Source organism: Pseudomonas sp. R3.Fl, from assembly GCF_023516765.1.
In the GTDB taxonomy this organism is placed as follows: domain Bacteria; phylum Pseudomonadota; class Gammaproteobacteria; order Pseudomonadales; family Pseudomonadaceae; genus Pseudomonas; species Pseudomonas citronellolis.
On the sequence record NZ_JAMGSO010000001.1, the window covers coordinates 5068885 to 5095713 of the forward strand.

The 26829-nt window shown below is 69.3% G+C and carries 25 protein-coding genes; 14 read left to right on the forward strand and 11 right to left on the reverse strand.

The features are described from left to right. Positions 1-216 precede the first annotated feature (216 nt). The 3 genes from M8R19_RS22400 (at position 217) to M8R19_RS22410 (ending at position 6046) form a co-directional block, all read left to right on the forward strand. Positions 217-1974, forward strand: a complete 1758-nt coding sequence (locus tag M8R19_RS22400) for a DUF1302 domain-containing protein (RefSeq protein WP_249918956.1) — start codon at positions 217-219, stop codon at positions 1972-1974. A 23-nt stretch (positions 1975-1997) separates the two neighbouring features. Further along, positions 1998-3368, forward strand: a complete 1371-nt coding sequence (locus tag M8R19_RS22405) for a DUF1329 domain-containing protein (RefSeq protein ID WP_074984631.1) — start codon at positions 1998-2000, stop codon at positions 3366-3368. Positions 3369-3526: 158 nt separating this feature from the next. Beyond that, complete coding sequence (locus M8R19_RS22410; RefSeq protein WP_249918957.1) at positions 3527-6046, forward strand: LuxR C-terminal-related transcriptional regulator; 2520 nt, start codon at positions 3527-3529, stop codon at positions 6044-6046. A 239-nt stretch (positions 6047-6285) separates the two neighbouring features. Here the strand turns inward: M8R19_RS22410 and M8R19_RS22415 are convergent, their stop codons facing one another. Then, positions 6286-7095 (reverse strand): SirB1 family protein, encoded by an 810-nt coding sequence (locus M8R19_RS22415; protein WP_249918958.1) that lies wholly within the window; start codon positions 7093-7095, stop codon positions 6286-6288. A gap of 173 nt (positions 7096-7268) precedes the next feature. Between M8R19_RS22415 and M8R19_RS22420 the strand changes: the two genes are divergently transcribed. Then, positions 7269-8297: a Glu/Leu/Phe/Val dehydrogenase family protein gene (locus M8R19_RS22420; RefSeq protein WP_043273133.1), complete on the forward strand. Its 1029-nt coding sequence runs from the start codon at positions 7269-7271 to the stop codon at positions 8295-8297. A gap of 302 nt (positions 8298-8599) precedes the next feature. Here the strand turns inward: M8R19_RS22420 and M8R19_RS22425 are convergent, their stop codons facing one another. Then, positions 8600-8857 carry a YebG family protein gene (locus M8R19_RS22425; protein ID WP_009616064.1) on the reverse strand — a complete coding sequence of 86 codons (258 nt, stop codon included), beginning with the start codon at positions 8855-8857 and terminating at the stop codon, positions 8600-8602. Between the two features lie 240 nt (positions 8858-9097). Continuing rightward, positions 9098-9376: a DUF3509 domain-containing protein gene (locus M8R19_RS22430; RefSeq protein ID WP_249918959.1), complete on the reverse strand. Its 279-nt coding sequence runs from the start codon at positions 9374-9376 to the stop codon at positions 9098-9100. Between the two features lie 168 nt (positions 9377-9544). Between M8R19_RS22430 and M8R19_RS22435 the strand changes: the two genes are divergently transcribed. The 7 genes from M8R19_RS22435 (at position 9545) to M8R19_RS22465 (ending at position 15675) form a co-directional block, all read left to right on the forward strand. Next, positions 9545-10018 (forward strand): phosphate-starvation-inducible protein PsiE, encoded by a 474-nt coding sequence (locus M8R19_RS22435; protein WP_009616066.1) that lies wholly within the window; start codon positions 9545-9547, stop codon positions 10016-10018. Positions 10019-10104: 86 nt separating this feature from the next. Further along, positions 10105-11076 (forward strand): HlyD family secretion protein, encoded by a 972-nt coding sequence (locus M8R19_RS22440; RefSeq protein ID WP_249918960.1) that lies wholly within the window; start codon positions 10105-10107, stop codon positions 11074-11076. Continuing rightward, entirely contained in the window at positions 11058-12230 is a 1173-nt protein-coding gene (locus M8R19_RS22445) for an ABC transporter permease (protein ID WP_024128467.1), read from the forward strand. Before M8R19_RS22440 ends, M8R19_RS22445 begins: the two co-directional genes overlap by 19 nt. A gap of 9 nt (positions 12231-12239) precedes the next feature. Beyond that, a complete protein-coding gene (locus M8R19_RS22450; protein WP_069863458.1) occupies positions 12240-13373 on the forward strand; it encodes an ABC transporter permease in 1134 nt (377 codons plus the stop codon). Positions 13374-13700: 327 nt separating this feature from the next. Beyond that, a complete protein-coding gene (locus M8R19_RS22455) occupies positions 13701-14210 on the forward strand; it encodes a sigma-70 family RNA polymerase sigma factor (RefSeq protein ID WP_074984611.1) in 510 nt (169 codons plus the stop codon). After that, positions 14207-15166 (forward strand): FecR domain-containing protein, encoded by a 960-nt coding sequence (locus M8R19_RS22460; RefSeq protein WP_249918961.1) that lies wholly within the window; start codon positions 14207-14209, stop codon positions 15164-15166. The genes M8R19_RS22455 and M8R19_RS22460 overlap by 4 nt, the downstream gene beginning before the upstream one ends. 293 nt (positions 15167-15459) lie before the next feature. After that, positions 15460-15675 carry a hypothetical protein gene (locus M8R19_RS22465; protein ID WP_249918962.1) on the forward strand — a complete coding sequence of 72 codons (216 nt, stop codon included), beginning with the start codon at positions 15460-15462 and terminating at the stop codon, positions 15673-15675. Positions 15676-15821: 146 nt separating this feature from the next. On the opposite strand, the gene M8R19_RS22470 is transcribed toward M8R19_RS22465, so the two are convergent. The 6 genes from M8R19_RS22470 to M8R19_RS22495 all read right to left on the reverse strand — a co-directional run bounded on the left by M8R19_RS22470 (position 15822) and on the right by M8R19_RS22495 (position 19578). Beyond that, positions 15822-16070 carry a hypothetical protein gene (locus tag M8R19_RS22470; protein ID WP_009616070.1) on the reverse strand — a complete coding sequence of 83 codons (249 nt, stop codon included), beginning with the start codon at positions 16068-16070 and terminating at the stop codon, positions 15822-15824. Positions 16071-16101: 31 nt separating this feature from the next. Then, positions 16102-16989, reverse strand: a complete 888-nt coding sequence (locus M8R19_RS22475) for a TIGR01459 family HAD-type hydrolase (RefSeq protein WP_249918963.1) — start codon at positions 16987-16989, stop codon at positions 16102-16104. Positions 16990-17052: 63 nt separating this feature from the next. Then, entirely contained in the window at positions 17053-17733 is a 681-nt protein-coding gene (locus M8R19_RS22480; protein ID WP_249918964.1) for a dual specificity protein phosphatase family protein, read from the reverse strand. Positions 17734-17830: 97 nt separating this feature from the next. Then, a complete protein-coding gene (locus tag M8R19_RS22485) occupies positions 17831-18208 on the reverse strand; it encodes a hypothetical protein (protein ID WP_249918965.1) in 378 nt (125 codons plus the stop codon). Between the two features lie 2 nt (positions 18209-18210). Next, positions 18211-19041, reverse strand: coding sequence for an SDR family oxidoreductase (locus M8R19_RS22490; protein ID WP_249918966.1), 831 nt, complete (start codon positions 19039-19041; stop codon positions 18211-18213). 72 nt (positions 19042-19113) lie between these two features. Further along, positions 19114-19578 (reverse strand): multidrug transporter, encoded by a 465-nt coding sequence (locus M8R19_RS22495; RefSeq protein ID WP_249918967.1) that lies wholly within the window; start codon positions 19576-19578, stop codon positions 19114-19116. Between the two features lie 312 nt (positions 19579-19890). Between M8R19_RS22495 and codB the strand changes: the two genes are divergently transcribed. The 3 genes from codB to codA are packed head-to-tail and all read left to right on the forward strand — an operon-like array spanning position 19891 to position 23614. Further along, entirely contained in the window at positions 19891-21150 is a 1260-nt protein-coding gene (codB, locus tag M8R19_RS22500; protein ID WP_249918968.1) for a cytosine permease, read from the forward strand. After that, the gene (locus M8R19_RS22505; RefSeq protein WP_249918969.1) at positions 21147-22373 is read left to right on the forward strand and encodes a PucR family transcriptional regulator; all 1227 of its coding nucleotides are present in this window, start codon (positions 21147-21149) and stop codon (positions 22371-22373) included. Before codB ends, M8R19_RS22505 begins: the two co-directional genes overlap by 4 nt. Beyond that, entirely contained in the window at positions 22373-23614 is a 1242-nt protein-coding gene (codA, locus tag M8R19_RS22510; protein WP_249918970.1) for a cytosine deaminase, read from the forward strand. The genes M8R19_RS22505 and codA overlap by 1 nt, the downstream gene beginning before the upstream one ends. A 717-nt stretch (positions 23615-24331) precedes the next feature. Here the strand turns inward: codA and M8R19_RS22515 are convergent. Further along, positions 24332-25777: a mannose-1-phosphate guanylyltransferase/mannose-6-phosphate isomerase gene (locus M8R19_RS22515; RefSeq protein ID WP_116422850.1), complete on the reverse strand. Its 1446-nt coding sequence runs from the start codon at positions 25775-25777 to the stop codon at positions 24332-24334. A gap of 345 nt (positions 25778-26122) precedes the next feature. Further along, positions 26123-26800: an alginate O-acetyltransferase AlgF gene (algF, locus tag M8R19_RS22520; RefSeq protein ID WP_099049081.1), complete on the reverse strand. Its 678-nt coding sequence runs from the start codon at positions 26798-26800 to the stop codon at positions 26123-26125. Positions 26801-26829: the final 29 nt, after the last annotated feature.

The following is a 26829-nucleotide window of genomic DNA, read 5'->3' on the forward strand; positions in this document are numbered from 1 at the left end:
GCCGCAGAGCGGCGCGCTCGGGTAGGGGGGAGGCCCCGCTATCATCCAGGCACTGCATGATGGGCCATGCCCGGCGTCAATGGTGGCCGCCCGGGGCCGTCGCAGAGGGGGGATTCACTCTTTCGGCTGACAGTGCAAATACCTCCTTGGTGCGCTTGGTCGCGACCGGGCCGGCTGAGTAGCGTGTAGCCGCCTAGACACCGTCAGGAGTGCCGAATGACAACAAAAACAAGGCGCGCATCGTTCCAACCGAAACTGCTGGCCGCTGCTGTAGCCCTGGGTTGCGCCACCCAGGCCGGGGCCGTCTCGTTCAACATCGGGGAAATCGAGGGGCAGCTGGATTCGACGCTGTCCGTGGGGGCCAGCTGGGGGCTGCGCGACGCCGACTCGGAATACGTCGGCGCCCGCAACGGCGGCCGCGCCTCGTCGCAGACCTCCGACGACGGCCGCCTGAACTTCAAGAAGGGCGAGACCTTCTCGAAGATCTTCAAGGGCATCCACGACCTGGAGCTGAAGTACGGCGACACCGGCGTCTTCGTCCGCGGCAAGTACTGGTACGACTTCGAGCTGAAGGACGAGCATCGCGAGCTGTACGACATCAGCGACCAGGGCCGCAGCATGGGCGCGCGCTCCTCCGGCGCCGAACTGCTGGACGCCTTCATCTACCACAAGTACAGCATCGGCGACCTGCCCGGCACCGTGCGCCTGGGCAAGCAGGTGGTGAGCTGGGGCGAGAGCACCTTCATCCAGAACTCCATCAACAGCATCAACCCGGTCGACGTCGCCGCCTTCCGCCGCCCCGGCGCGGAGATCAAGGAAGGCCTGATCCCGGTGAGCATGTTCTACATGTCCCAGGGCCTGACCGACAGCCTCACCGCCGAGGGCTTCTACCAGCTGAAGTGGGAGAAGACCGTGGTCGACAACTGCGGCACCTTCTTCTCCACCACCGACGTGGCGGCCAACGGCTGCAACCGCCTGGTCTACGCCGGCAGCGACTTCGACACCGACCCGGCCAGCGGCTACCGCTACCTGGCGCGCTCCGGCGACAACACCGCCCGCGACGGCGGCCAGTGGGGCCTGGCCCTGCGCTGGTACGCGGCGGAGCTGAACGACACCGAGTTCGGCGCCTACGTGATGAACTACCACAGCCGCAACCCGGTCTTCAGCACCATCGCCGGACAAGGCCTGGCCACCGCCAACGCCGCCACCGGCGAGGCCAGCGCGCAGTACCTGATCGAGTACCCGGAGGACATCCGCCTCTACGGCCTGAGCTTCCAGACCAACATCGGCGGCACCTCGGTGGCCGGCGAGGTCAGCTACCGGCCGAACATGCCGCTGCAGCTCAACAGCACCGACCTGACCGTGGCCGCGCTCTACCCGACCACCCTGTTCGGCAACCCCATCTACTCCAGCGGCTTCGCCACGCCCAGCGCCGGCGAGGTGATCCACGGCTACGTACGCAAGCCGGTGACCCAGGCCCAGGTGACGGTGACGCAGTTCTTCGACCAGGTGCTGGCCGCCGAACGCCTGACAGTGGTCGGCGAGGTGGGCTACAACCACATCAGCGGCATCGACGACAGCGAGCTGCGCTTCGGCCGCGACTCCATCTGGGGCATCGGCGAGCTGTCCAACAACTCCCTGTGCCAGGGCCTGCTGAACACCGCCAATCCCGGCGAGTGCAACAACAAGGGCTTCTACACCAGCAGCAGCTGGGGCTACCGCGTGCGCGGCATCCTCGACTATCCCAACGTCATCGCCGGCATCAACTTCAAGCCGAACCTGGCCTGGTCCCACGACGTGCACGGCTACGGCCCGAACTTCAGCGAAGGCGCCAAGGCGGTCAGCGTCGGCCTGGATGCGGACTACCAGAACACCTATACCGCCAGCATCAGCTATACCGATTTCTTCGGTGGCGATTACAACCCGATCAACGATCGCGACTTCATCGCCGTCAGCTTCGGTGTGAACTTCTGATCGGTCAGTCAAGGACAGGAAAGATGAACAAGATACGAATCCTGCAATGCGGCGCCCTGGCCCTGAGCCTGCTCTCCGGCGCCGTGATGGCGGCGGTGTCCGCGGACGAGGCGGCCAAGCTCGGCACCAGCCTCACGCCCATGGGCGCGCAGAAGGAAGGCAACGCCGACGGCAGCATCCCGGCCTGGACCGGCGGCATCGACAAGAGCGCCGGCAGCGAGGACGCCCGCGGCTTCCTCAGCGACCCCTTCGCCGGCGAGAAGCCGCTGTTCACCATCACCGCGCAGAACGTCGACCAGTACAGGGACAAGCTCACCGACGGCCAGGTGGCGCTGTTCAAGCGCTACCCGGACACCTACCGCATCCCGGTGTACAAGACCCACCGCACCTTCTCGCAGCCGGCGGAGATCTACCAGGCGGTCAAGACCAGCGCGGTGAACGTGCAGCCGATCAACGACGGCAACGGCCTGGCCAACTTCGACAAGAGCCGCTACTACGCCTTCCCGCTGCCGAAGAACGGCGTCGAGGTGCTGTGGAACCACATCACCCGCTACCGCGGCGGCAACCTGGCGCGCACCGTGGTCCAGGTCACCCCGCAGACCAACGGCAGCTACACGCCGATCCGCTTCGAGGAGACCGTGGCCTTCCCGCAGAACATGGGCGACGTGGACCTCGCCAAGGTCAGTAACATCCTGCTGTACTTCAAGCAGTCGGTAACGGCGCCGGCGCGCCTGGCCGGTAACGTGCTGCTGGTGCACGAGACCCTCGACCAGGTCAAGGAGCCGCGCCTGGCGTGGATCTACAACGCCGGCCAACGCCGCGTGCGGCGCGCCCCGCAGGTGGCCTACGACGGCCCCGGCACCGCCGCCGACGGCCTGCGCACCTCGGACAACTTCGACATGTTCTCCGGCGCGCCGGACCGTTACGACTGGAAACTGGTGGGCAAGAAGGAGCTGTACATCCCCTACAACAGCTACAAGCTGGGCCTGCCGACCTACAAGTACGACGACATCGTCAAGGCCGGCCACCTCAACCAGGACCTGACGCGCTACGAGCTGCACCGCGTGTGGGAAGTGGTGGGCACCGTGAAGCCGGGCGAGCGGCACATCTACGCCAAGCGCCACATGTACATCGACGAGGACAGCTGGCAGATCGCCGAGGTCGACCACTACGACGGCCGCGGCCAGCTGTGGCGCGTTTCCGAAGGCCACCAGATGTTCAACTACGCGCACCAGGCCGGCGGCTACGTGCCGGAGGTGATCTACGACGTGATCGCCGGCCGCTACCTGGCCCTGGGCCTGTTCAACGAAGAGAAGAGCGGCTACCGCTTCGGCATCAAGGCCAGCATGGCCGACTACACCCCGGCGGCGCTGCGCAACGAAGGCGTGCGCTGAACCGGGCATGGCCGGCGGCGGCGAGGGCTGTCGCCGGTCATGTACCTTCCTGTAATGCTAAAGGGTGATATGTCGCTACATACATCCGGCTGATAGCCCTTCCCCGGGGGCCGCCTCCTGACTAGTCTCGAACGTCAGGATCGGTCGGACCCCTGCCCATGATCGACGCTGCCACCCCCCAGTCTTCACTGCCCCGCCTGCCACCGCAGCACCTGCCGCGCGCGCGCCTGCGCCAGGCCCTGCTGCACGAGGAACACCGCCTGCGCCTGCTGCTCGCGCCCCTGGGGCACGGCAAGACCGTGCTGCTGGGAGAATGCGCGCGCGCCGCCCCGGCGGGCACCCGCGTCGCCTGGCTGGCGCTGGGCGGCGAGGCCCTGGACGCCGCGGCCCTGTGCCGGCGCCTGGGCGAGGCCCTGGGCCTGGGGCCGGTCGGCGAGGTCGAAGTGCTCGGCCGCCTGCGCGACTGCCGCGAGCCGCTGTGGATCATGCTCGACGACTACCCCCGCGAACCCGATGCCGCGCTGGACGCCTGCCTCGACCGCCTGCTGGCCCAGGCTTCGCCCTGGGTGTCCTGGTGGCTGGCCAGCCGGCGGCGCCCGGCGTGCAACCTGGCGCGCCTGCTGCTGGAGGGCGAACTGCTGGAACTGGGCGCGGCGGAACTGGGCTTCGACGCCGCCGAGTTGGAAGCCTTCCTGCTGCGCAACGGCCGCGACTGGCCGGAGGAACTGCGCCTGGCGCTGCTGGAGCAGACCGACGGCTGGTGCGCCGGCATCCGCCTGCGCCTGCTCGGCTGGCCGGCCGAGGCGGGCACGCCCTCGCCCGGGCAACTGGCCGAGGCCGGCCGGCCGCTGCTGCGCGAATACCTGCAGCGGGAAATCCTCGATGCCCTGCCGGCGCCGCTGGCGGAGGTGCTCTGCGACCTGGCGCGGCTCACCCGCTGCTGCACCTCCCTGGCCGAATACCTCTTCGAGGAACAGCCCGGCGTTCTCGAAGCCCTGCTCGAACGCGGCGTCGGCCTGCAGCGCGAGGAGGGCGCCGGCGCCTGGTACCGCCTGCCGCCGCTGCTGGCCGACGAACTCGCCGACATGGGCCACGGCTCGCCCTGCAGCCTGCACCGCCGGGCCTGCCAGTGGTACAGCCAGCAGGGCGACATCCATGCCGCCTTCGAACACTCATTGCGCGCCGAGCAACCCGACGTCGCCGCCAGCCTGTTGCAGCGCCTGACCGAAGAGCAGTTGCTGCAGGGGCACAACGTGGCGCGGGTGCTGCGCCTGCGCGAGGCGCTGCCGCAGGAACTGCTGGCGAGCACGCCGCGCCTGCTGATCCTTAACGCCTGGGCGCTGCTCTTCGGCGGGCGCCTGGACGAGGTCGAGACGCAGCTGCAGGACTTCTCGCGCTTCCTGCCGCTGCCCGGCGAAGCGCGTCAGCGGGCGCTGGTGGCGCAGTGGCTGGGCCTGGCCGGCATGCTCGCCCACGCCCGTGGCCGCCGCGAGGCCGCGCCGCTGCTGCAGGCCGCCCTGGACGACCTGCCGGACGAAGCCTGGGCGCAGCGCCTGATCAGCCTGTCCGCGCTCAGCCAGTTGGCGCTGATCGACGGCCGCCTGGACGAGGCCCGGCTGCTCAACCGTGACGCCCTGAAGCTGGCCCGCGCCCGTGGCAGCGCCATCTTCGAGGTCTACCTGGAGATCGACCACGCCTACCTGCTGGCCCAGCGCGGCGAGCTGCCGCGCGCCGAAGCCCTGCTGCGGCGCATGCTCGACACCCTGGCCGAACGGCACCAGAGCGGCTGCCCGGTGGCCTGCCGCGCGCAGTTGCGCCTGGGCTGGCTGTGCTACCACCAGGGCCGCCCGGCCGAGGCGCGCCAATTGCTGCAGGACGGCCTGCGCGGCGCGCAGCGCAGCCTCGACCCCTGCGCCCTGTACGGCTACATCGGCCTGGCGATGCTGGATGCGCGCCAGGGCCAGTTCGACGTGGCCTTCAACCGCCTGCTCGAAGCCGAGCGGCAGATGCAGCTGCAGCACATTCCCGAAGCGGTCTACCGCGGCCCGCTGCTGCTGGCCGGCGGCACCCTCGGCCTGCGCCAGGGGCGGACCACCCAGGCCCGGGAAATCTTCACCCGGGTGCTGAGCCGCTACCGCGAGGAAGGCCGCAGCGCGCCGGCCTCGGCGGTCGACCTGCTGCTGCGGGTGGAATGCCAACTGGCCATGGCCGACATCCAGGACGGCCAGGCGCAACGGGCGCTGGAGCGCTTGTCGATCCTGCTGGCGGAAATGCAGCGGCAGGGGCGCATGGCCCTGGTCTGCGAGGTCCGGCTGGGGCTGGCGCTGGCCCATGCCGCCGCCGGCGCCGACGAACAGGCCCGCGACTGCTGGCAGGAAGGCCTGGAACTGGCCCGCCGCCACGGCCTGGAGGCGATACTGGAAGACGCCCGCCAGCGCCTGCCGGAACGCTTGGCCGAACAGGCTGGCGAACGCCCGGCGCCGCTGCTCAGCCTGCGCGAGCTGTCGGTGCTGGAACTGATCGCCCGCGGCTGCTCCAACCTGGAGATCGGCGAGCGCCTGTTCATCTCCCTGCACACCGTGAAAACCCACGCCCGGCGCATCAACGGCAAGCTCGGCGTCGAACGCCGCACCCAGGCCGTGGCCCGGGCCAAGGAGCTGGGGCTGCTCAAAGCCTGACGCCCCACGATGCTCTTCGTAGGAGCGAGCTTGCTCGCGAACGAACCCCGCTGCGGAATCTGTTCGCGGGCAAGCTCGCTCCTACGAGGAAACTCCATACCTCACAGCAAATTGTAGGAGCGGGCCCTGCCCGCGATTCGCGCGCAGGGCGCGCTCCTACAGGTGGGTGCCGAAGCGCTTTTCGTAGGATGGCGTTGAGCGAAGCGATACCCATCACGCTTACACGCCTAAGCCCCCGTTCAGTGCAACGCCTTCTTCTGCACCGCGATCGCCTCGATGCGCTGGCCCAGGCGCAGTTGCTCGGCCGGGTCGTCGCTGAGCAGCAGGGCGCGCTCCAGGTCGTAGCGTTCGGCCTGGGGGCATTCCAGGTGGTGGTAGAGGTCGGCGCGGGCCAGGTGGTCGGCGGCGCTGGCGGCGCCCAGTTCCAGTACGCGCTGGGCATCCTTCAGGGCCGCCAGGTGGTCGCCGGCGGTCTGGTGCAGCTGGCGCAGGTTGCGCGACAGGCGCTGGAGCATCTCGCGCGGCTCGGCGTTGCGCAGGAAGGCGGCGCTCAGCTCCACGTTCGGGCCCAGGTGACGGGCCAGCAGGTCGCGGCAGTCGCGGGGGTAGAGACGGCGGCCGGTGGTGGGGTCGAGCAGGTGGTCGGCGCCGGGCACGCGCAGCAGGAAGCGCGCGGGGAAGTTCACCCCCTGCAGGGCGATACCCTGGCGGCGCGCCAGCTCCAGGGCGATCAGCGCCAGCGACAACGGTTGCCCGCGGCGGCGCTGCAGCACCTGGGGCAGCAGGGCGGCGCGGGCCAGCAGGGGCACGTCGTCGTCCTCGGCGAAGCCCATCTCGTTCAGCCGGCGCAGCAGCAACTGGGCCCGTTCGATGTCGCCGGCGGCCACGGGCAGCGTCGCCTGCAGTTGCCGCTGCAGTTCGTCGAGCACGCGCAGGGCCTGCTCGGGCGGCAGGTGCGGCTCGTGCTCGGCGGCTATCCACAGGGCCGCCTCGAACAGCGCTGGTGGCTCCTGGGCTAGGCAGGCGAGGCAGGCTTGGCGCGGGTCCATGGCGTTCTCCGGCTGATACTGCGTTTTACCCGCAGCGCCGGGGCGCCGTCCAGAGCCGCCGTGGCTGGTCGTCGGCGCCGCCGCTGGCCCGCGGCGCCTCTGCCTATACTGAAGGGGCCGGCCGCGGCAGGCGCCGCCGGCCGACCCTCACGCGCCAGCAAGGGAGCGCCGCCATGTTCGACATGATGGAAGCCACCCGGCTAGAGAAACTGCACCTCGCCTACGACCCGGCCACCGGGCTGCGGGCCGTCATCGCCATCCACAGCACCCGCCTGGGCCCGGCCCTGGGCGGCTGCCGCTACCTGCCTTATCCCAACGACGAGGCGGCCCTGCGCGACGCCGCGCGCCTGGCCCAGGGCATGAGCTACAAGGCCGCCCTGGCCGGCCTGCGCCAGGGCGGCGGCAAGGCGGTGATCCTGCGCGCACCCCATGTGGACAACCGCGGCGCGCTGTTCGAGGCCTTCGGCCGCTTCATCGAAAGCCTCGGCGGGGCCTACGTCACCGCGGTGGACAGCGGTACCTCCAGCGCCGACATGGACTGCATCGCCCAGCACACCGACCACGTCACCAGCACCACCCGCGGCGGCGATCCCTCGCCGCACACGGCATTGGGCGTATTCGCCGGCATCCGCGCCAGCGCCCAGGCGCGCCTGGGCAGCGACGACCTGGAGGACCTGCGCATCGCCGTGCAGGGGCTGGGCCACGTGGGCTACGCCCTGTGCGAACACCTGCACGCCGCCGGCGCCGAACTGCTGGTCAGTGACCTGGACCCGGGCAAGGTGCAACTGGCGGTCGACCAGTTCGGCGCCCAGCCCATAGCCAACGAGGCGCTGCTGACCACGCCCTGCGACATCCTCGCGCCCTGTGGCCTGGGCGGGGTGCTCAGCTCGCCGGTGGTGGCGCAGCTGCGTTGCGCGGTGGTGGCCGGCGCGGCGAACAACCAGCTGGCGCACCCGGACGTGGCCGACGAGCTGGAGGCCCGCGGCATCCTCTATGCGCCGGACTACGTGATCAATTCCGGCGGGCTGATCTACGTCGCCCTGCAGCACCAGGGCCAGGAGCTGCCGGCGATCACCGCGCACCTGGCGCAGATTGGCAACCGCCTCACCGAGGTGTTCGCCCACGCCCAGGCCGACCACCGCTCGCCGGCGCGGGTGGCCGACATGCTTGCCGAGCGGATTCTCTACGGGCATGGGGGATGACAGGCTGCCGGGGGCATTGGGATAGACGCCCTGTAGGAGCGCGCCCTGCGCGCGAAATCGCAGGCAGGGCCCGCTCCTACAGGGGCACGGCGGGGCCAGATCGTAGGAGCGGATTCATCCGCGATCCGGCCGGCAGGCCGGTGTGTGCCGGTGATCGCGGACGGAGTCCGCTCCTACAGTTCCAAGGAAGCACCATCGTAGGATGGGTTGAGCGAAGCGATACCCATCACCACCACCGCATGGGTTTCGCAAGCTCAACCCATCCTACGTAGAGCACCCTGGCATGGCTGTTCGGGCGCTGCTCATTCCCCTTCCGCGAACAACTCGCCAAGGGCGTCGGGCTGGTTCTTGAAGGCGCGGGCGAAGGTGTCGCGGTGGCGGGCCATGAAGATACCCACTTCCTCCACCTGCTCCTCGTTCAGCGAGGGCACCGCCTTGTGCAGGACGGCGGCGAGGTTCTCCGCCAGTTCGAGCATCTTGTCGTGCCGGTCGGCTTCTGCCTTATCCATGAACAGGCGCTCCGGATCGCGGCTGCTGCGGTACACCACTTCGACGGCCATTCATCACCTCGTATGCCTTCTTGCTGTCTGGGGGGAATAAGTACTGTTTATTTATACAGTTAAGCATAAGGCAATCGCCCGGCCCCTGGGAAGAGGGAAATTGCAGAAGGCCAGTATGGCCGGCGAACCGCTTCGGGGCACGCGGGGCCATGGCAGGGCATGCGACAAGTTGGCGCGGGGCTGGTGGATGGCGCGCGGCGGCGGCGCCCGGCAGACTGGCCGGGCACGCGGGAGGAAGGTTCAGGAGGCGATGCGCAAGGCGCGGCCGGCGGTCATGTCCGCCAGCAGGCGCGGGGCGCTGTCGCCCTGCTCGATGGCGATGCCGAAGCGGATGCTCTGGATCAGGCGTTGCAGCTGTTCGGCGTCCTGCAGCTGGACGTTGCGGATGAGCCGCTTGGCCGCCACGCCGGCTTCGGTGGAAAGCGTCAGCACGATGCTGCCGTCCGGCCGTTCGAGGCTGAAATTGACCCGGAACTGGGCCTGGAATGCATCGGTGAGTACCTGGAAGGGGCTTTCCATCTTCGATCCTGCCTGCGTGGTGGCGTGACCCTTCATGGACTGGAAGGCGTCAGCAAAGTTCGCATTCATATTGCCGCAGCCTCGGCAGGCTATTGCTGCCCAGGGTCAATGGCGTGTGTCTTGCACGTACCAAGCCAACAATCGCTTTATCGAACCGGGAGTCGACGGATGAAACTGCAATGGGCCGAACGCATGCGCCAACAGATGCACGGAATGGCCGAGTCGCTGGGCAACCTGCTGGTGGAGGGCTTCCACTACCTGGCGCTGTTCGCCATCGGCGGCACCGTGTTCTGGTCGGCGGCGGTGGCCTTCGTCGAGATGTTCGAGAAGGGCCATGCGAGCATCGACGACATCCTGCTGCTGTTCATCTACCTCGAACTGGGCGCCATGGTCGGCATCTACTTCAAGACCAACCACATGCCGGTGCGCTTCCTGATCTACGTGGCGATGACCGCGCTGACGCGCCTGATGATCGCCGACATCCAGCACAACCACGTGCCCGACGACGGCATCATCCTGGTCTCGGTGGCCCTGTTGCTGCTGGCCCTGGCCATCCTGGTGGTGCGCTACGCCTCCTCGCGCTTCCCCTCGGCGCCGTCGGGCAAGGGCGAGCAGGCGCTGCTGCAGGACGACGAGCGCTGACGGCGGTTCGAGCCGCAATGGCCCCCTTGGCGGCCGCGATGCACTAACATCGGAATAATTCGCGCCGCCGAGGGAAGACCCGCACGATGAAGGGCTGGAAGCTGTTCGCACCCCTGCTGCTCCTGGTAATCATCTCCATCACCCTGTACCTGCGTCTGCACACCCAGCCCTTGCTGCTGCAAGGCGAGGCGGACGCCACCGAAGTCATAGTCGCCTCCAAGGCCAAGGGCCGCGTCGAGACGTTGCACGTGCGGCGTGGCGACGACGTGCAGAAGGGCCAGCTGTTGATAAGCCTGAGCAGCCCGGAGCTGCAGGCCCAGCTGGACTCGCTGCGCGCCGCGCGCAGCCAGGTGCAGGCGCAGCTCGACGAATCCCTGCACGGCACCCGCGAGGAAACCCTGCGCGCCCTCCAGGCCAGCCTGCAGCAGGCCCAGGCCGAGCTGCGCAACGCCGAGCTGGACTTCCAGCGCAACGAGGAACTGGCCGGCCGCGGCTTCGTCTCCCAGGCCCAGCTCGACACCACCCGCCGCGCCCGCGACGTGGCGCGCAACCAGGTGGCCGAGGCCCAGGCCAACCTCGACCAGGGCCAGCGCGGCGACCGCGAGGAAGTGCGCCAGGCGCTGCAGGCCGCGGTGCGCCGCGCCGACGCGCAGATCGTCGAACTGCAGGCGCAGACCGACGACCTGGCCGTGCTCGCCCCGGTGGACGGCGAGGTCGGGCCGATCCCGGCGGAGGAGGGCGAGCTGATCAACGCCTACAGCCCGCTGCTGACCCTGGTGCGGCTGTCCGACAGCTACCTGGTGTTCAACCTGCGCGAGGACATCCTCGCCAAGGTGCGCAAGGGTGACAAGGTGAAGCTGCGCATCCCGGCGCTGGAAGACGCCGAGGTGGAGGCCGAGGTGCGCTACATCGCCCCGCTGGGCGACTTCGCCACCAAGCGCGCCACCCGCGCCACCGGCGACTTCGACCTGAAGACCTTCGAGGTCCGCCTGTACCCGCTGCAAGCGGTGCAGGGCCTGCGTCCGGGGATGAGCGCGCTGTGGCAATGGCAGCAATAAGGCGCAACCTGCTGCGCTTCGCCCAGGCGTTCAACACCGAGACGCGCATCGCCGTGCGCAGCTGGACCATCCACTGGCTCGGCTGGCTGTGGCCGCTGCTGCTGTTCACCCTGATCAGCGGCATCTACCAGGCCGGCACCCTGCTGGACATGCCAGTGGCCGTGGTCGACGCCGACCACAGCCACCTGTCGCGGCGCGTGGTGCGCGAGCTGGACGCCGGTTCCCACGCCCAGGTCGAGGTGCTCGGCGGCGGCCTGCAGGAAGGCCTGCGGCGCCTGCGCGCGGCCGACGACTACGCACTGCTGTACATCCCCCGCGACTTCGAGGCCGACGCCCTGGCCGGGCGCCAGCCGCGCGCGGTGCTCTACTACAACTCGCTGTTCTATTCCGCCGGCTTCTATTCCACCCAGGACTTCAGCGGCCTGGTCGCCGGCGTCAACCAGGACCTGCGCCCCTACCTGGCCGCCGGCGCGGGCGCCCCGCTGCCGAAGCTGGCGAGCATCAGCGTGGCCTACGAGAGCCTGTTCAACGCCAGCGGCAACTACATCTACTACCAGCAGTTCGCCGCCATCGTGCACCTGCTGCAGCTGTTCGTGATCGTCGCCACCGTCCACGTGCTGGCCCGCGAGGCCCCGGAGCTGCGCGCCTCCTCGCCGCACATCCTGCGCGCCCGGGCGCTGGGCGTGCGCCTGCTGGGCAAGCTGGCGCCCTATACGCTGCTGTTCAGCGCGTTGCTGATGCTGGAACTGTTCCTGCTGGTGACGCTCAACGGCGCGAAGATCAACGGCAGCCCGCTGTGGATGCTGGCGATCACCGTGTGCTACGTGATGGCGGCGCAGAGCGTCGGCCTGGTGCTGTTCATCTTCACCGCCAACCGCTTCAGCGCCTACTCGCTGATCGGCCTGCTGATCGGCGTGGCGCAGACCTATTCCGGGGTGCTGCTGCCGGACCTGGCGATGCCCGAGATCGCCCGCTTCATCAGCCTGGCCGAGCCGCTGACGCACACCCTGCACGGCCTGTTCGACCAGTTCCTGCGCCAGGCCCCGCCGGAGTCCGGGCTGTACGCCTGCTGCCGGCTGCTGGTCTATCCGCTGCTGGCCTACATGATCGCCAAGCTGCGCCTGCGCCGGCGCCTCGACCTGAGCCCGGCCTGAGGAGGCGCCATGGAGAACTTCTGGAGCGTCCTCAGGCAGACCCTGAAGAACATGCTGGGCAAGCCGCTGTGGCTGCTGACCGTGCTGTCGGTGGCGCTGACCACCTTGCCCTACGCCCACCGCACCATGGACGACCTGCCGGTGGCGGTGATCGACATGGACCACAGCGCCGCCTCCCGCGAGCTGATCCGCCTGCTCGACGCCGCGCCCAAGATCGCGGTGCGCAGCTACAGCGAGCTGCCCACGGCGCAGCACGACCTGGCCTGGCGCCGGCTGTTCGGCATCGTCATCCTCCCGGTGGACTTCGAAAAGCGCGTGCTGCGCGGCGAGGCGGTGAGCGTGCCGATCTTCGGCGACGCCACCAACCGCATGGCCAACGGGCAGATCCAGCAGGACATCAGCGCCACCTACAACGAGCTGACGCTGCGCTACAACGCCCACCTGCTGTTGCACAACGGCTTCAGCGCGAGCCAGGCCGAGGTGCTGCTGAGCCCGGTGGTGGGCCAGCTGACCGACCTGTTCAACCCCGGCACCAGCTTCGCCGCCATCGTCCTGCCGGGGCTGGTGACGCTGATCCTGCAGCACAGCCTGCTGCTGTCCTGCACGCGGGTGAACCTCAACCTGCGCGGCGGCACCCCGCGCTCGCTGCGCCAGCCGCCGTCCACGCGCTTCGGCCGCTACGCCGCGCAGTTGCTGATCTGGACGGTGCTGGCCATGCTCTTCTACGTGATCTGGCCGTGGATCATGGGCTACCGGCAGACCGCCTCGTTCTTCATGCTCATGGGCCTGGTGCTGCCCTTCCTGCTGGCGGTGATCGCCCTGAGCGAATTCCTCGCCGAGCTGCTGCCCTCGGAAGAGGCGGTGTACCTGACCATGACCTTCATCACCCTGCCGCTGTTCTACATGGCCGGCTTCACCTGGCCGCCCCAGGCCATGCCGCAGTGGGTGCAGTGGCTGGCCAACGGCATCCCCTCCACCTGGGCGATCCGCGCGGTGGTGGAGATGAACCAGATGAACCTGCCGCTCTCGGCGGTGGCCGACCGCATCCTCGTGCTGCTGGGCATGGCCGCCGCCTACGGCCTGCTGGGCACGCTGATCTACCAGTTCCGCAACTGGCGCTGGGACCAGCTCAAGGGCTGGTGAGCCCCGAAGCGCTCTTTCTCTTCGTAGGAGCGAGCTTGCTCGCGAACAGATTCCGCTGCGGGGGCCCGTTCGCGAGCAAGCTCGCTCCTACGAGAAGCCGTGCCCGCCTGCGGGAGCGGATCTCGCTGTGGCCATGGCGATGGGTATCGCTTCGCTCGACCCATCCTACGGGGCTGGCGCGGGCCGGAAATCGCCTTCCCACCCGTCGCCGCCCCTTGCCGGGATGGCGCGCTCATGGCATCTTTGCGCAAATGATAAGGCTTCGCATTTGAGGGGTGTTCACAGGCGCACCCCCGGTGCAACGCGCCCCTGGCGCAGAGGGCTCCCGTGTCGTCCCCGTCCGCTTCCACCCATTCCCAGGTCGGCGAACTCTACGCCGGCCACCACCACTGGCTGCTGGGCTGGCTCTACCGCCGCCTGGAATGCCACCAGCAGGCCGCCGACCTGGCCCAGGACACCTTCGTCCGCCTGCTCGGCCGCCGCGAACTGAAGGGCCTGCGCGAACCCCGCGCGTTCCTCGCCACCGTGGCCCGCGGGCTGGTGGTGGACCACTTCCGCCGGCAGAGCCTGGAGCGCGCCTGGCTCGACAGCCTGGCGCAGCAGCCGGAGGCCGAGGCGCCCTCGGCCGAGGCGCGCGCGCTGGTGCTGGAGACGCTGATGGAGATCGACCGCCTGCTCGACGGCCTCAAGCCCAAGGTGCGCAGCGCCTTCCTGCTGTCGCAGCTGGACGGCCTGACCTACCCGCAGATCGCCGAGCAACTGGGTGTTTCGCTCAGCTCGGTGCAGCAGTACATGACCCAGGCCTTCGCCCACTGCTACCAGGCGCTGTATTCATGAGCCGGGCGCAGCCGCTGGAGCACGGCGTGGTCGAGCAGGCCATCGGCTGGCGCGTGCGCCTGGCCTCGGGCCTGGCCGGCGCCGACGAACAGGCCGCCTGCCAGCGCTGGCGCGCCGCCGACCCGAGCCATGAGCAGGCCTGGCAGCGCCTGGACTTCTTCGACGGGCGCCTGGCTGGCGTGGCGCCGGAAACTGCCAGCAACGCCCTGCGCCAGGCCGCCTTCGACCCCACGCGGCGCCGCGCGCTGAAGAACCTGATGCTGCTGGCCGGTTGCGCCGCGGTGCTCGGCAGCGGCGCCTATGGCTTGCGCGATTCGCGCTGGCTGGCCCAGGAACGCACCGGCGTCGGCGAGCGCCGGCGCATTGCGCTGCCCGACGGCGGCTGGCTGCAACTGAACACCGACAGCGCCATCGACCTGGCCTTCGACGCCCACAGCCGGCGCATCCGCCTGCTGGCCGGGGAAATCCTCGTGCAGACCGGCCACGACGCCGCCGGCCGCGGCTTCTGGGTGGACACCGCCCAGGGCCGCCTGCAGGCCCTGGGCACGCGCTTCGCCGTGCGCCTGGAAAGCCACGATGCGCTGCTGGCGGTGCAACAGGGCGCGGTGGCGGTCTCGCCGGGCGATGGCGAGCACGTCGCCGGCGTCATCCAGGCCGGCCAGCAGGTCCGCTTCGACCGCCAGGGGCTGTATGGCGTCGCCGACCTGGACGCCGACGCCCTGGCCTGGAGCGACGGCTACCTGGTGGCCCGGCAATGGACCCTCGGCCGCCTGTGCACGGAACTGTCGCGCTACCGCCCGGGCGTGCTGCGCTGCGACCCGGCGGTGGCCGGCCTGGCGATCTCCGGGGTGTTCCCGCTGGACCAGCCGGAACAGGCCATCGCCGCCCTGCAGCGCAGCCTGCCGGTCCGCGCGCAGTACCGCACCCGCTACTGGGTGACGTTGGTGCCGGCCTAGCGCGCCGCGACGTCCCCGCCATATCGGGCGGCCACCGATTGACACGGCCCGCCCTTGCCCATACCGTTGCTTCGCCGCCCAGCAGGGCGGTGCGGGATTGGCGTTCCGCAACAGTGGAAGATTTCGGCCCTCCGGCCGAGGTCTCGCATGGCCGCATCTGTGTAATGGACGGCCGTGCAGGGCATCTTCGGATGCACCGGTTCCTCTGTTCCGGCACGCCAACCTGTACGGTCCGTCCTCCCTGATTGGCGTCAGGAAGGGCAAAGTACTTCTTCAAACAGAGGCTTCACCCTATGACTATTACCTTGCTTCCCAAACCCGTTTCCAACCTCGAACTGCTCGATGCCGCCTACTGTCGCCAGGTAGCCGCCCGCGACCTGCTGCGCGTGCTCGCTGGCGCGCAGGACCTCGGCAGCCCGGCGCCGGAAATCCTCGCCAACGCCCTGAGCGCCGTGCAGTTGCTGGTCGAGGATGCAACCCGCCTGTACGAACGCGCCACCAACCGGTAGGGCAGCTCCCGCGGACGGCGGGAACAACCCTCGTAGGATGGGTTGAGCGAAGCGATACCCATCGCCATGGCCGCATGGGTTTCGCAGGCTCAACCCATCCTACGAAAGCCCCTTCGCCCCGGCTCGCCCGCATGGCTAGCCTTGCCTCAGGCATCGCGCCCCTTGCGCCGGTTCTTGTAACTGCCGCGGATGTTCATCGCCGCCAGGCACAGTTGCAGCAGCACCAGGGCGTAGGCCTTGGCCGGCAGGCCCCAGGCTATCCACAGGGCGTTGCTGGCCAGGAAGGTCCAGAAGCCGAGCTTGCGCCGCCGGCGCTCGCGGGAGCCGACCAGCCAGGCGGCCAGTACCGTGACCAGCATCGCCGGCCATTGCAGCAGGTCGAGGAGTTCGTGCATGGGGCGGTTTCCCGCGGCTGTCGTCCTTGCTTCAGACCAGCCCGGGCGCCGCGAAGTGCGGCCTGACTGCATAGCCGTCGAGCAGCGCCTGCACCTTGTCGGCGTCCAGCTCGCCGTTGAAGGGCACGCCCAGGGCCTGGCGGTGGATACCGGTGGCGGCCAGCCAGAGGGTGTCGATGCGCGCGGCCAGGGCGCCGGGCACGTCGGTCACCAGGGAGTCGCCGACGAACAGGATGTTCTGTGCCCCGCGCGCCTGCAGCTGCCGTTCGGCGATGCGGAAGGCCGCCGGGTCCGGCTTGCCGAACCAGCGCACCTCGCCGCCTTCCTCGGCGAAGGCTTCGGCCAGGCGGCCGGCGCCGAACACCGTGCGCCCGGCGGAGACCACCACGCGGTCCGGGTTGGCGCAGAGGAAGGGCAGGTCCAGGCCCTGGCGCAGCGGTTCGAAGCGCGCCTCCAGCTCGTCCTGGGGGAAGCTGCCGACGCCGAGGATCAGCGTGGCCTTGTGGATATCCGTGCCAAAGCGCTCGCGGATGTGCGCAGGCCAGGTGCCCAGGGCGTCGGCCACGCCGGCGATGCAGATGCCGCCGCGCTGCAGCTGGGCGTCGTGCTCGATGGCGTCGATGGCCAGTTGCCCGGAGGTGGTGATGCCCGCGTACAGCTCGCGCGGCACGCCCAGGCGGGCCAGGGTGTCGGCCATTTCCGCGACGCTGCGCGAGGCGTTGCTGAGGAACCACACGGGGCGGCCCTCGGCGGCGCGGCGGCGGAGCCAGGCGAGGGCGCCGGGGAACACTTCGGCGCCGTCGATCAGCACGCCCCAGAGGTCGAGGAGGAAGCCGTCGTAGCCGGCGCAGAAGGCATCCAGGCCGGCGTGGTCGATGAGGCGGGTGTGGGTGACGGCGCTGAAGCGTGGGGAGGTCATGGCAAGCCTGTCGCGGGGGAAAAGCCCCAGCCTAGCGCACCGCGGGCAGGCAGGTGAATGCTTTCAGCTGGCCGGATGGGCCTGGGCGACGCTCACCGGCGCCGGGGCCACCGGCACTTCCACCAGCCCGCGCAGGTGGCACAGGCTGAACGGGCTGGGGCTGCAGCGGCCCTCGGCCATGGCCTGGCGGATGGCGTCGACGTCGGCGTTCTGCACGTAGTGGATGGCGTCGGCCATGTCGTCGGCGCTGCCGAAGCCGCCCTCGCGCATTTCCTTGAGCGCGTCTTCCTTGCTCCAGCCCTGGACCACCGTGCGGTACATGGCGGAGAACAGCCCGGTGCGGTCGCTGCCGTGCTTGCAGTGCATCAGCACCGGGCCCTGCTGCTGGGCGGCCTGCAGCAGGTTGAGCACGCGGATGACGTCGGCGTCGTCGACGCGGTCGGCGTGGGTCGGGAAGCTGAGGATCTGCAGCGGCGCGGCGCCGGTCCAGGCCTTGTCGTCGTCCTTGATGAAGCTCAGCACCGTGTGCACGCCGAGCCGCTGCAGCAGCGGCAGGTCCTGGCCGTCGGGCAGGGCGCTGCGGTAGAGGGTGGGCGACATGCGGTAGAGGTTGAACGACTTGTCCACCGGCTGCGCCCAGTCGGCGGGGCGCTCGTCGGCGTGGGCCGCCCCGGCGACCAGAACGAGGGCAGCAAGGGCGAGCAGGCAGCGGCGCAGGGCCGCGAAGGGCAGGACGGGGCGCATGGAGGCCTCCTGACTGGCGGAGCGCAGACAGTAGGCGGCGGGCGATAAAGGCCGGATGAAAAGATCGTGAAAAAAGCGTGAAGACGCCCCGCGGCGATCAGCGGGGCAGGAAGCGCGCCTGCACCGGCGGGCGGAAGAACCACCAGGCGGCCAGCGGGTAGACCAGGTAGTTCACCAGGTACAGCAGCAGCGCGGCGTGGCTCGGCGGGTTGCGCCAGGCGGCCAGGGCCACCAGCGCCAGGTACAGCAGGGCCAGGCCGGCGGCGTAGAAGCCGAGCAGGCGCCAGCGCTCGCCGACGCTGGGCAGGCGCCCCACGCGGCGGGCGAAGAAGAACGCCATGCCGGCGCCGATGGCCAGCGCCACCAGCAGGTTCACCGGCACCAGGCCATAGCGCAGCAGGGTGCGCAGCAGCACGTTGAGGAGCATGGCGATGAGGATGCCGGCGAGGGCGTAGTAGCGGGTGCGGATGGGCATGGCTAGAGGCTCCCGTCCAGGCCGAAGCGTTTCTTCAGGGCCTTGTCCAGCAGGCCGGTGGGCAGCCAGCGGGCCAGCAGCGGCAAGGCGCGGCTGCCGTGGCCGACGCGCAGCAGGCGCGGGCGTGGCTGGCGCTGCACCGCGGCGAGCAGCTGGCGGGCCAGTTCGGCGGCCGGGGTGGGTTTGTCCTGGGAGGCGCCGGCGCGGGCGCGGATGAAGTCGCGCAGCGGCCACCAGGGCGAGCGGTCGTCCACCAGTTCCTGCCAGGTGCGCCCGGCGTTGGCGCCGAAGCTGGAGGCGATGGCGCCGGGCTGCACTTCCAGCACCTCGATGCCGAAGGGCGCCAGTTCCAGGCGCAGCGCCTCGTTGAGCGCGTGCAGCGCGGCCTTGGAGGCGCAGTAGGCGCCGGCGAAGGGGGTGACCAGCACGCCGGACACGCTGCCGATGTTCACCACCAGCCCACGGCGTTCGCGCAGCAGCCCGAAGCAGGCGCGGGTCAGCTCGACCACGGCGAACACGTTGGTCTCGAACTGCCGGCGCAGGGCTTCGGCGCCGCCGTCCAGCAGCGGGCCCATGGCGCCGTAGCCGGCGTTGTTGACCAGCACGTCCAGGCCGCCGGCCTCGCGCTGCAACTGCTCGGCCAGGCGGGCGATGGCGGCGCCGTCGTCGACGTCCAGTCGCACGCCGCGGAAACCGGCCTGGCCCAGGGCGGCCACGTCTTCGTCGCGCCGGGCCGTGGCCCAGACGCTGTAGCCGGCGCCCTGGAAGGCCTCGGCCAGGGCGCGGCCGATGCCGCTGGAGCAGCCGGTGATGAGGGCGACGGGTTGGGGCATGGCGGCTTTCCTTGGCGTGGGGCGCGTGGGTGTTCGGCGCCTACCCTAGCCGATTGCGCCGCGCGGGTGAACTCAGTCGCCGAAGCGCCCTTCGATGCGCTCGGCGCGGAACTCCAGGGTGCTGGCGCGGTAGCCCGGGCGCAGCGCCGGCAGCGGCAGGCAGTCGCTCCAGGCATCGCCGCCGAGCAGCGCGCCGGGGCCACGGTAGCGCGGCGCCTCATAGAGGTTCTCGGCCAGGTCCGTGGTGTCGCCGGGGCGGTAGGCGGCGACTTTCCAGCGCAGTTCCAGCAGCGGCGCGTCGCTGCCGTTCTTCAGGTCGACGCGCAGCGGGCGGTCGGCCGGGCACAGCGTCGGCGCGTAGCGGATGCTCAGTTCCAGGCGCTCCAGGCGGCGCTGGTCGAGGCTGTCCTGCCAGATCGCCAGGGCCACCACCAGGCCCAGGCCGACCAGGGCCGCGGCCGAGATCGGCAGGGCGCGGGCGGGGTAGCGCAGCAGGAGGATGATCCAGGTGACGATGAGGAGGATGCCGAAGAACATGGATGCGTCCGGGGTGGGCCTGGGCAGCAGCCTAGCAAATCCGCCGCTTCTCGAACGATTCCGATACGCGCTGGCGACCTGGGTCAAGGTTGCGCGGATTTGGTGCGCCGGGCGCTGCCTTCTGCCTCGAAAAGCCGCATAATGCACATTTGAGCAGGCACGCGGCGGCATATTTCCCATAGGAAGTGTGCATTCTGAACATTTATCGATGTTCGTCATGCTCAAAAGTTTCCGCGTCGTTCCCCGTCGGCTTTTCCGGCCCGCTCCTTGCTCCAGGCCGACAGACACCCCATCCACCTCGCGGAGACATCCATGAGTTCCCCCAGTGAATTCCCCCTGAGCGCCACGCCCAGGGAAGGGCGCAAAGGGCTGCTGCCCATCGCCATGGTCCTGTTCAGCTTCACCTTCTTCACCGGCACCATGTTCGCCGGCGGCAAGATCGGCATGGCCTTCGACTTCGTCGACATGCTCTGGGTCGCCGTCGTCGGCAACACGCTGCTGGCCGTCTACGCCGCCGCCCTGGGCCTGATCGCCTCGCGCAGCGGGCTGAACACCGTGCTCATGGGGCGCTTCTGCTTCGGCGAGCGCGGCAGCAAGCTGTCCGACTTCCTCCTCGGTTTCGCCGAGCTGGGCTGGTACGCCTGGGGCACCGCCACCGTGGCCATCGTGCTGGTGAAGATGCTGGCCCTGCCGGGCTGGCTGACCATCCCGCTGATGGTGCTGTTCGGCCTGGGCTTCAGCATCACCGCGATCATCGGCTTCAAGGGCCTGGACCTGCTGTCGCGGGTGTCGGTGCCGCTGATGTTCGTGCTGCTGGTGGCCTCCATGGTCATCGCCACCCACAAGGCCGGCGGCTGGGCCGGGCTGCTGGCGGTGCAGCCGAGCACCGGCATGACCTTCTCGGCCGCCGTGACCATGGTCTTCGGCACCTTCGCCAGCGGCGCGACCCAGGCCACCAACTGGACGCGCATGGCCCGCAGCGGGCGCATCGCCGTGGCCGCCAGCGTCATCAGCTTCCTCGTCGGCAACGGCCTGATGATCGTCGCCGGCGCCTGGTGCGCCATCGTCTACCAGAACGCCGACATCGTCGAAGTCATGGTCCTGCAGGGCCTGTCGTTCGCTGCGGTGATCATGCTCTGCCTGAACCTGTGGACCATCCAGGGCCCGACCATCTACAACGTCTCCGCCGCGGCCTGCCACCTGGTGCGCAGCGAACGCCGGCGCAGCACGACGCTGCTCGCCGCGGGCGTGGGCATCATCCTGGCCATCGGCGGCATGTACGAGTGGCTGATTCCCTTCCTGGTGCTGCTGGGTTCGATCATCCCGCCGCTGGGCGGGGTGATCATGGCCGACTTCTGGCACCGCCACCGCGGCAACTACCCGGCGCTGGTCGGCCCGCACATCCCGGCGTTCAACGTCGCCGGCCTGGTGTCCTACGCCGTGGGCGCGGCGCTGGCCTATGCCTCGCCGTGGATCGCCCCGCTGGTAGGCATCGGCGCCTCGGCGGCCTGCTACATCGTGCTCGGCGAAATCGCCCGTGCCCGCGCCGGCGTGGCGGAGCCGCGCGCTTGAGCCTGAGCGTCGAGGAAATCCTCCGCCTGCCGGGCCTGGAGACCCTGACCCTGCGGGCCGGCGCGCGCAACCTGCAGCGCAGCGTGCGCTGGTCCTACGTGGCGGAGAACGAAGGCATCGCCGAGTGGGTGATGGGCGGCGAGCTGGTGTTCGTCACCGGCATCAACCACCCGCGCGACGAGGCCAACCTGCTGCGCCTGGCCCGCGAGGGCATCGCCAGCGGCATCGCCGGGTTGGTGATCCTCACCGGCGACGAGTTCATCCAGCGCATCCCCGAGGCGCTGGTGGAACTGGCCGAGGCCGAGGGCCTGCCGCTGATCGAGCAGCCCTACGCGCTGAAGATGGTGATCGTCACCCACCTGATCGGCACGGCGCTGGTGCAGATGACCCAGGTGAAGCATTCGCGGCGCGACATCCTCGGCCAGTTGCTCAGCGGCGACTGCCCGAGCCTGGCCATCGTCCGCCGCCGCGCCGAGCACCTGCAGCTGCCGCTGGACGCGCCACGGCGCCTGGTGGCGCTGCGCCTGGCGGGCATCGACGGGCTGTTCCGCGAGCACGCCCCGGAGGAGGCCGAGCGCCGCCTGCACCTGTACCGCCAGCAGTTGCTCGACCGCCTGGAGGACTGGCAGCGCAACCTGCCGGACGCGCTGCCGACCATCGTCCAGGGCGACCTGTTCGTGCTGCTGCTGGCCGACTGCGAGCAGGCCTGCGGGCGCGACGCCCTGCAAGGGCTGGCGGCGACGTTGGCGCGGGAGTTACCGTTGTGCGCCTACCTCGGCCTGTCGGCGCCCGCCGCGGACTGCGCCGACTTCCCCCGCGCGTTGCTGCAGGCGCGCCAGGCGCTGGAGGTGGCCGAGGGCCTGCGCCCGCCGGGCGGCCTCTGCGACTACCGCGAGCTGGGCGTGCTGCGCCTGCTGCGGGCGATTCCCGATCGCACGGTGATCGAGCAGTTCCTCCACGACACCCTCGGCACCCTGCTGGCGCCCGGGCGCAAGCAGCCGCAGCTGCTGGTCGACACCCTCGACGCCCTGCTCCAGGAGGGGGGCAACGCACTGCGCGCCGCCCAGCGCCTGGGCATCCATCGCAACACCCTGAACCAGCGGATCGCGCGCATCGAGTCGTTGAGCGGCCAGTCCCTCGACGACCCGCAGTTCCGCCTGAACGCATCCATGGCGCTGCTCATCCGCCGCATGTCCAGCGCCCAGCCTGAGGAGCCACGCTAATGAAGATCGTCAACGCCAAGCTGCGCAAGCAAACCGGCCTGTTCACCATCCGCTGCGCGGGCGAGACCATCGCCGAGGTGCTGCCCCAGGCGGCCAGCGTCGCCGCCACCGGCGATGACCTCGACGCCGCCGGGCAACTGGTGATCGCGCCGCTGGTGGAGCCGCACATCCACCTCGACGCCACCCTCACCGCCGGCGAGCCGGAGTGGAACATGAGCGGCACCCTGTTCGAGGGCATCGAGCGCTGGGCGCAGCGCAAGGAAACCATCACGCACGAAGACACCAAGGCCCGCGCCCACACCACCATCCGCATGCTGGCCGCCCACGGCATCCAGCACGTGCGCACCCACGTGGACGTCACCGATCCCACGCTGGCCGCGCTCAAGGCGATGCTGGAAGTGAAGGAGGAGGCGAAGCACCTGGTGGACCTGCAGATCGTCGCCTTCCCGCAGGAGGGCATCGAGTCCTACGACGGCGGTCGCGAGCTGATGGAAGAGGCGATCCGCCTGGGCGCGGACGTGGTCGGTGGCATCCCGCATTTCGAGAACACCCGCGAGCAGGGCGTCAGCTCGATCAGGTTCCTCATGGACCTGGCCGAGCGCACCGGCTGCCTGGTGGACGTGCACTGCGACGAGACCGACGATCCCAATTCGCGCTTCCTCGAAGTGCTGGCCGAAGAGGCGCGGGTGCGTGGCATGGGGGCGCGGGTGACCGCCAGCCATACCACGGCCATGGGCTCCTACGACAATGCCTATTGCTCGAAGCTGTTCCGCCTGCTCAAGCGTTCGGGCATCAGCTTCGTTTCCTGCCCGACCGAGAGCATTCACCTGCAGGGGCGCTTCGACAGCTTCCCGAAACGCCGCGGCGTGACCCGCGTGGCGGAGATCGACCGCGCCGGGATGAACGTGTGCTTCGGCCAGGATTCGATCAAGGACCCGTGGTACCCGCTGGGCAACGGCAACATCCTGCGCGTGCTCGACGCCGGCCTGCACATCTGCCACATGATGGGTTTCGAGGACCTGCAGCGCAGCCTCGACCTGGTCACCGACAACAGCGCCCGCGCGCTGAACCTGGGCGAGCGCTACGGCATCGCCGCCGGCCGCCCGGCCAACCTGCTGGTGCTGGGCGTGGACAGCGACTACGAGGCGGTGCGCCAGCAGACCAGGGCGCTGTATTCCATCCGCCACGGCCGCGTGCTGATGCGCCGCGCGCCGGAGAGCGTGGAGTTGCTGGAAGGCTGATACCGGGATACCTGTAGGAGCGGGCCCTGCCCGCGATTCGCGCGCAGGGCGCGCTCCTACAGGGGAATGGCGTGGGTGGGGCGGCGTAGGAGCGGATCTCATCCGCGAATCGCGCCGGTATGTCAGGCTATCGCGGACAAGGTCCGCTCCTACGACCGTGCTTCCCGGGAGCCGTTGGCGTTATGTTCTCTGCTGTAGGAGCGGGCCCTGCCCGCGATTCGCGCGCAGGGCGCGCTCCTACATGGGAATGGCGTGGGTGGGGCAGCGTAGGAGCGGATCTCATCCGCGAATCGCGCCGATATGTCCGGTTATCGCGGACAAGGTCCGCTCCTACGACTGTGCTTCCCGGGAACCGTTGGCGTTATGTTCTCTGCTGTAGGAGCGGGCCCTGCCCGCGATTCGCGCGCAGGGCGCGCTCCTACAGGGGAGTGGCGTGGGTGGGGCGGCGTAGGAGCGGATCTCATCCGCGAATCGCGCCGATATGTCCGGCTATCGCGGACAAGGTCCGCTCCGAAGAGCCTCCCGGCGTGGCCGGCAAGGCAGCCCCGTAGGATGGGTTGAGCGAAGCGATACCCATCGCCATGGCAGCATGGGTTTCGCAAGCTCAACCCATCCTACGAAAAGCATTTCGGCGCAATGGGATCTGCGCACAAAGAAAAACCCCCAGGCACAAGGCCTGGGGGCAATTGGCATCGATGGGGAGACGCCGTCCTTCAACTAGCGAGCGGCTACCTGCGCGCGGATGCCGCTCTCTTCGGTTCGACCGTAGACGTCTTCCAGACGTTCGATGTCGTCTTCGCCCAGGTAGCTGCCGGACTGCACTTCGATGATCTCCAGCGGGATCTTTCCGGGGTTGGCCAGGCGGTGCACCGAGGCGATGGGGATGTAGGTGGACTGGTTCTCGGTGAGCAGGAACACCTTGTCGTCGCAGGTCACCTGGGCGGTGCCGGAGACCACGATCCAGTGCTCGGCGCGGTGGTGGTGCATCTGCAGCGAGAGCTGCGCGCCGGGTTTGACGGTGATGTGCTTGACCTGGAAGCGGCCGCCCATGTCCACCGAGTCGTAGCTGCCCCAGGGGCGGTACACGGCGCAGTGGTTCTGGGTTTCGCTGCGGCCGGCGGCGTCCAGTTCGTTGACCACCTTCTTCACGTCCTGCACGTGGTCGCGGTGGGCGATCATCATGGCGTCCTTGGTTTCCACCACCACGATGTCGTCCAGGCCGACCACCGAGACCAGCTTGCCGTTGCCGTGCACCAGGCAGTTGCGGCTGTCGTGCACCAGCACGTCGCCCTTGGTGACGTTGCCGTTGGCGTCCTTGTCGTGCACTTCCCAGATCGACGACCAACTGCCCACGTCGTTCCAGCCGGCGGCCAGGGGCACCACGCAGGCGCGCTGGGTCTTTTCCATCACCGCGTAGTCGATGGAGTTGTCCGGGCAGCATTCGAAGGTGGCCGGGTCGATGTTGATCAGGTCGCCTTCGTGCTGGCTGCGTTCCAGGGCCAACAGGCAGGTGTCGTAGATGTCGGCGTCGTGGCGCTTGAGTTCTTCCAGGAAGCGGCTGGCGCGGAACAGGAACATGCCGCTGTTCCAGTAGTGCCCGCCTTCCTCGACGAACTGGCGGGCGCGGGCCTCGTCGGGTTTCTCGATGAAGCGCTCGACCCGCGCGACGCCGCCGGGCAGCTTGTCGTCGGCGTTGGCGCGGATGTAGCCGTAGCCGGTTTCCGGGCGGCTGGCGGGTACGCCGAAGAGCACCATCTCGCCCTTCTCGGCGGCCACGGTGGCCAGCGCCAGGGCGCGCTGGAAGGCGCGCGGGTCTTCCAGCACGTGGTCGGCCGGCAGCACCAGCAGCAGTTCGTCACGGCCTTCGGCGAGCAGCTTCATGGCGGCGATGGCCACGGCCGGGGCGGTGTTGCGGCCGAAGGGTTCGAGCAGGATGCCCTGGGTCTTGAGCTTCAGTTGTTCGAGCTGTTCCTGGAGGATGAAGCGGTGTTCCTTGTTGCTCACCACCAGCGGCGGCTCCATGCCTTCGAAGGCCAGGCGCTCGAGGGTCTGCTGGAACAGCGTGTGCTCGCCGGCCAGGGCCAGGAACTGCTTGGGATACAGCTTGCGGGAAAGGGGCCAGAGTCGCGAGCCGCTACCACCGGAAAGAATGACGGGAATCATGTGGGGTTTCTCCTTAAAGCGTTCATGCGTTCTGTGGGGCGCCGGGCGCCGTTACCGTTTCGGGTGACCTCTCCGTGCGGGCCGTCTTGGCAGCTCGCTGGTTTTTTCTGCCGGTGTGGCCGGTCTTTTTGTGGTGTTCGTTTTGGTGATTGGGTGTGGGGGGTAAGAGCCCCTCTCCCCAGCCCTCTCCCTGAAGGGAGAGGGGGTTGTTCGACGTGAAGGGGCGCCACCTCGCTCGCCGGCTTGCGCGGAGCTTTCCGCTTGCACGGACAGCTCCCTCTCCCTTCAGGGAGAGGGCGGGGGGAGAGGGCTAGGGCTTCGCGCCGGGGTGTCATGGAGTGAGCCTCAATCCGCCTTCACCGGCCGCTTGACCCACACCGGCGACAGCTTGCCGCCCTCGCCGGTGACGTACAGGCACACCACCTCGCCGCGTTCCAGGGTGACGGGCTTCAGGTCGCTGACCTTCTTGCCGCCCTCGAACAGCGCCAGGTTCACCTTCACCGGGTTGATCTCGCGGTCGCCGTGGCTTTGCGGGGCGACGTTGCCGACCACTTCGGTCTTGCCGTCGGCGGTCTTCAGGGTCAGCGCCTGGCCGCTGAGGTTCTGTACCCGCACCAGGGCCTTCTGCTTGTTCTTGAAGGGCGGCTCGGGCACCAGTCTGGGCTGGCCGCCGGGCTGGCTGACCAGGGTGTAGTAGGCGTCCGGGTCGAGTTTCACCGGCAGGCTCTGGCTGCCGACCTTGGCGGTGTAGTTGCCCGGCGGGAGGAACTTGAAGTCGCTGGAGCCCAGGGGCGATACGTCGTTGAGCTGGGCGTTGCCGACGCTCACCGAGAGTTCGCTGTTGCCGGCGTTGTAGGCCCGCACGAAGGCCGAACCCTTGGGCGCCTGGGGGCCGTAGAGCGCGGCTTCGCCGGCGTGGGCGCCGAAGGCGGCCAGGCCCAGGGCCAGTGCCAGGGCGGGGGATTTCCAGCCGAGGGTCTTGGAACGAGTCATGGGGTGTACCTCCGTCTTCACTGTTTTCATGGGGCGCGCTGGCGCCCTTGGCGTGGCGC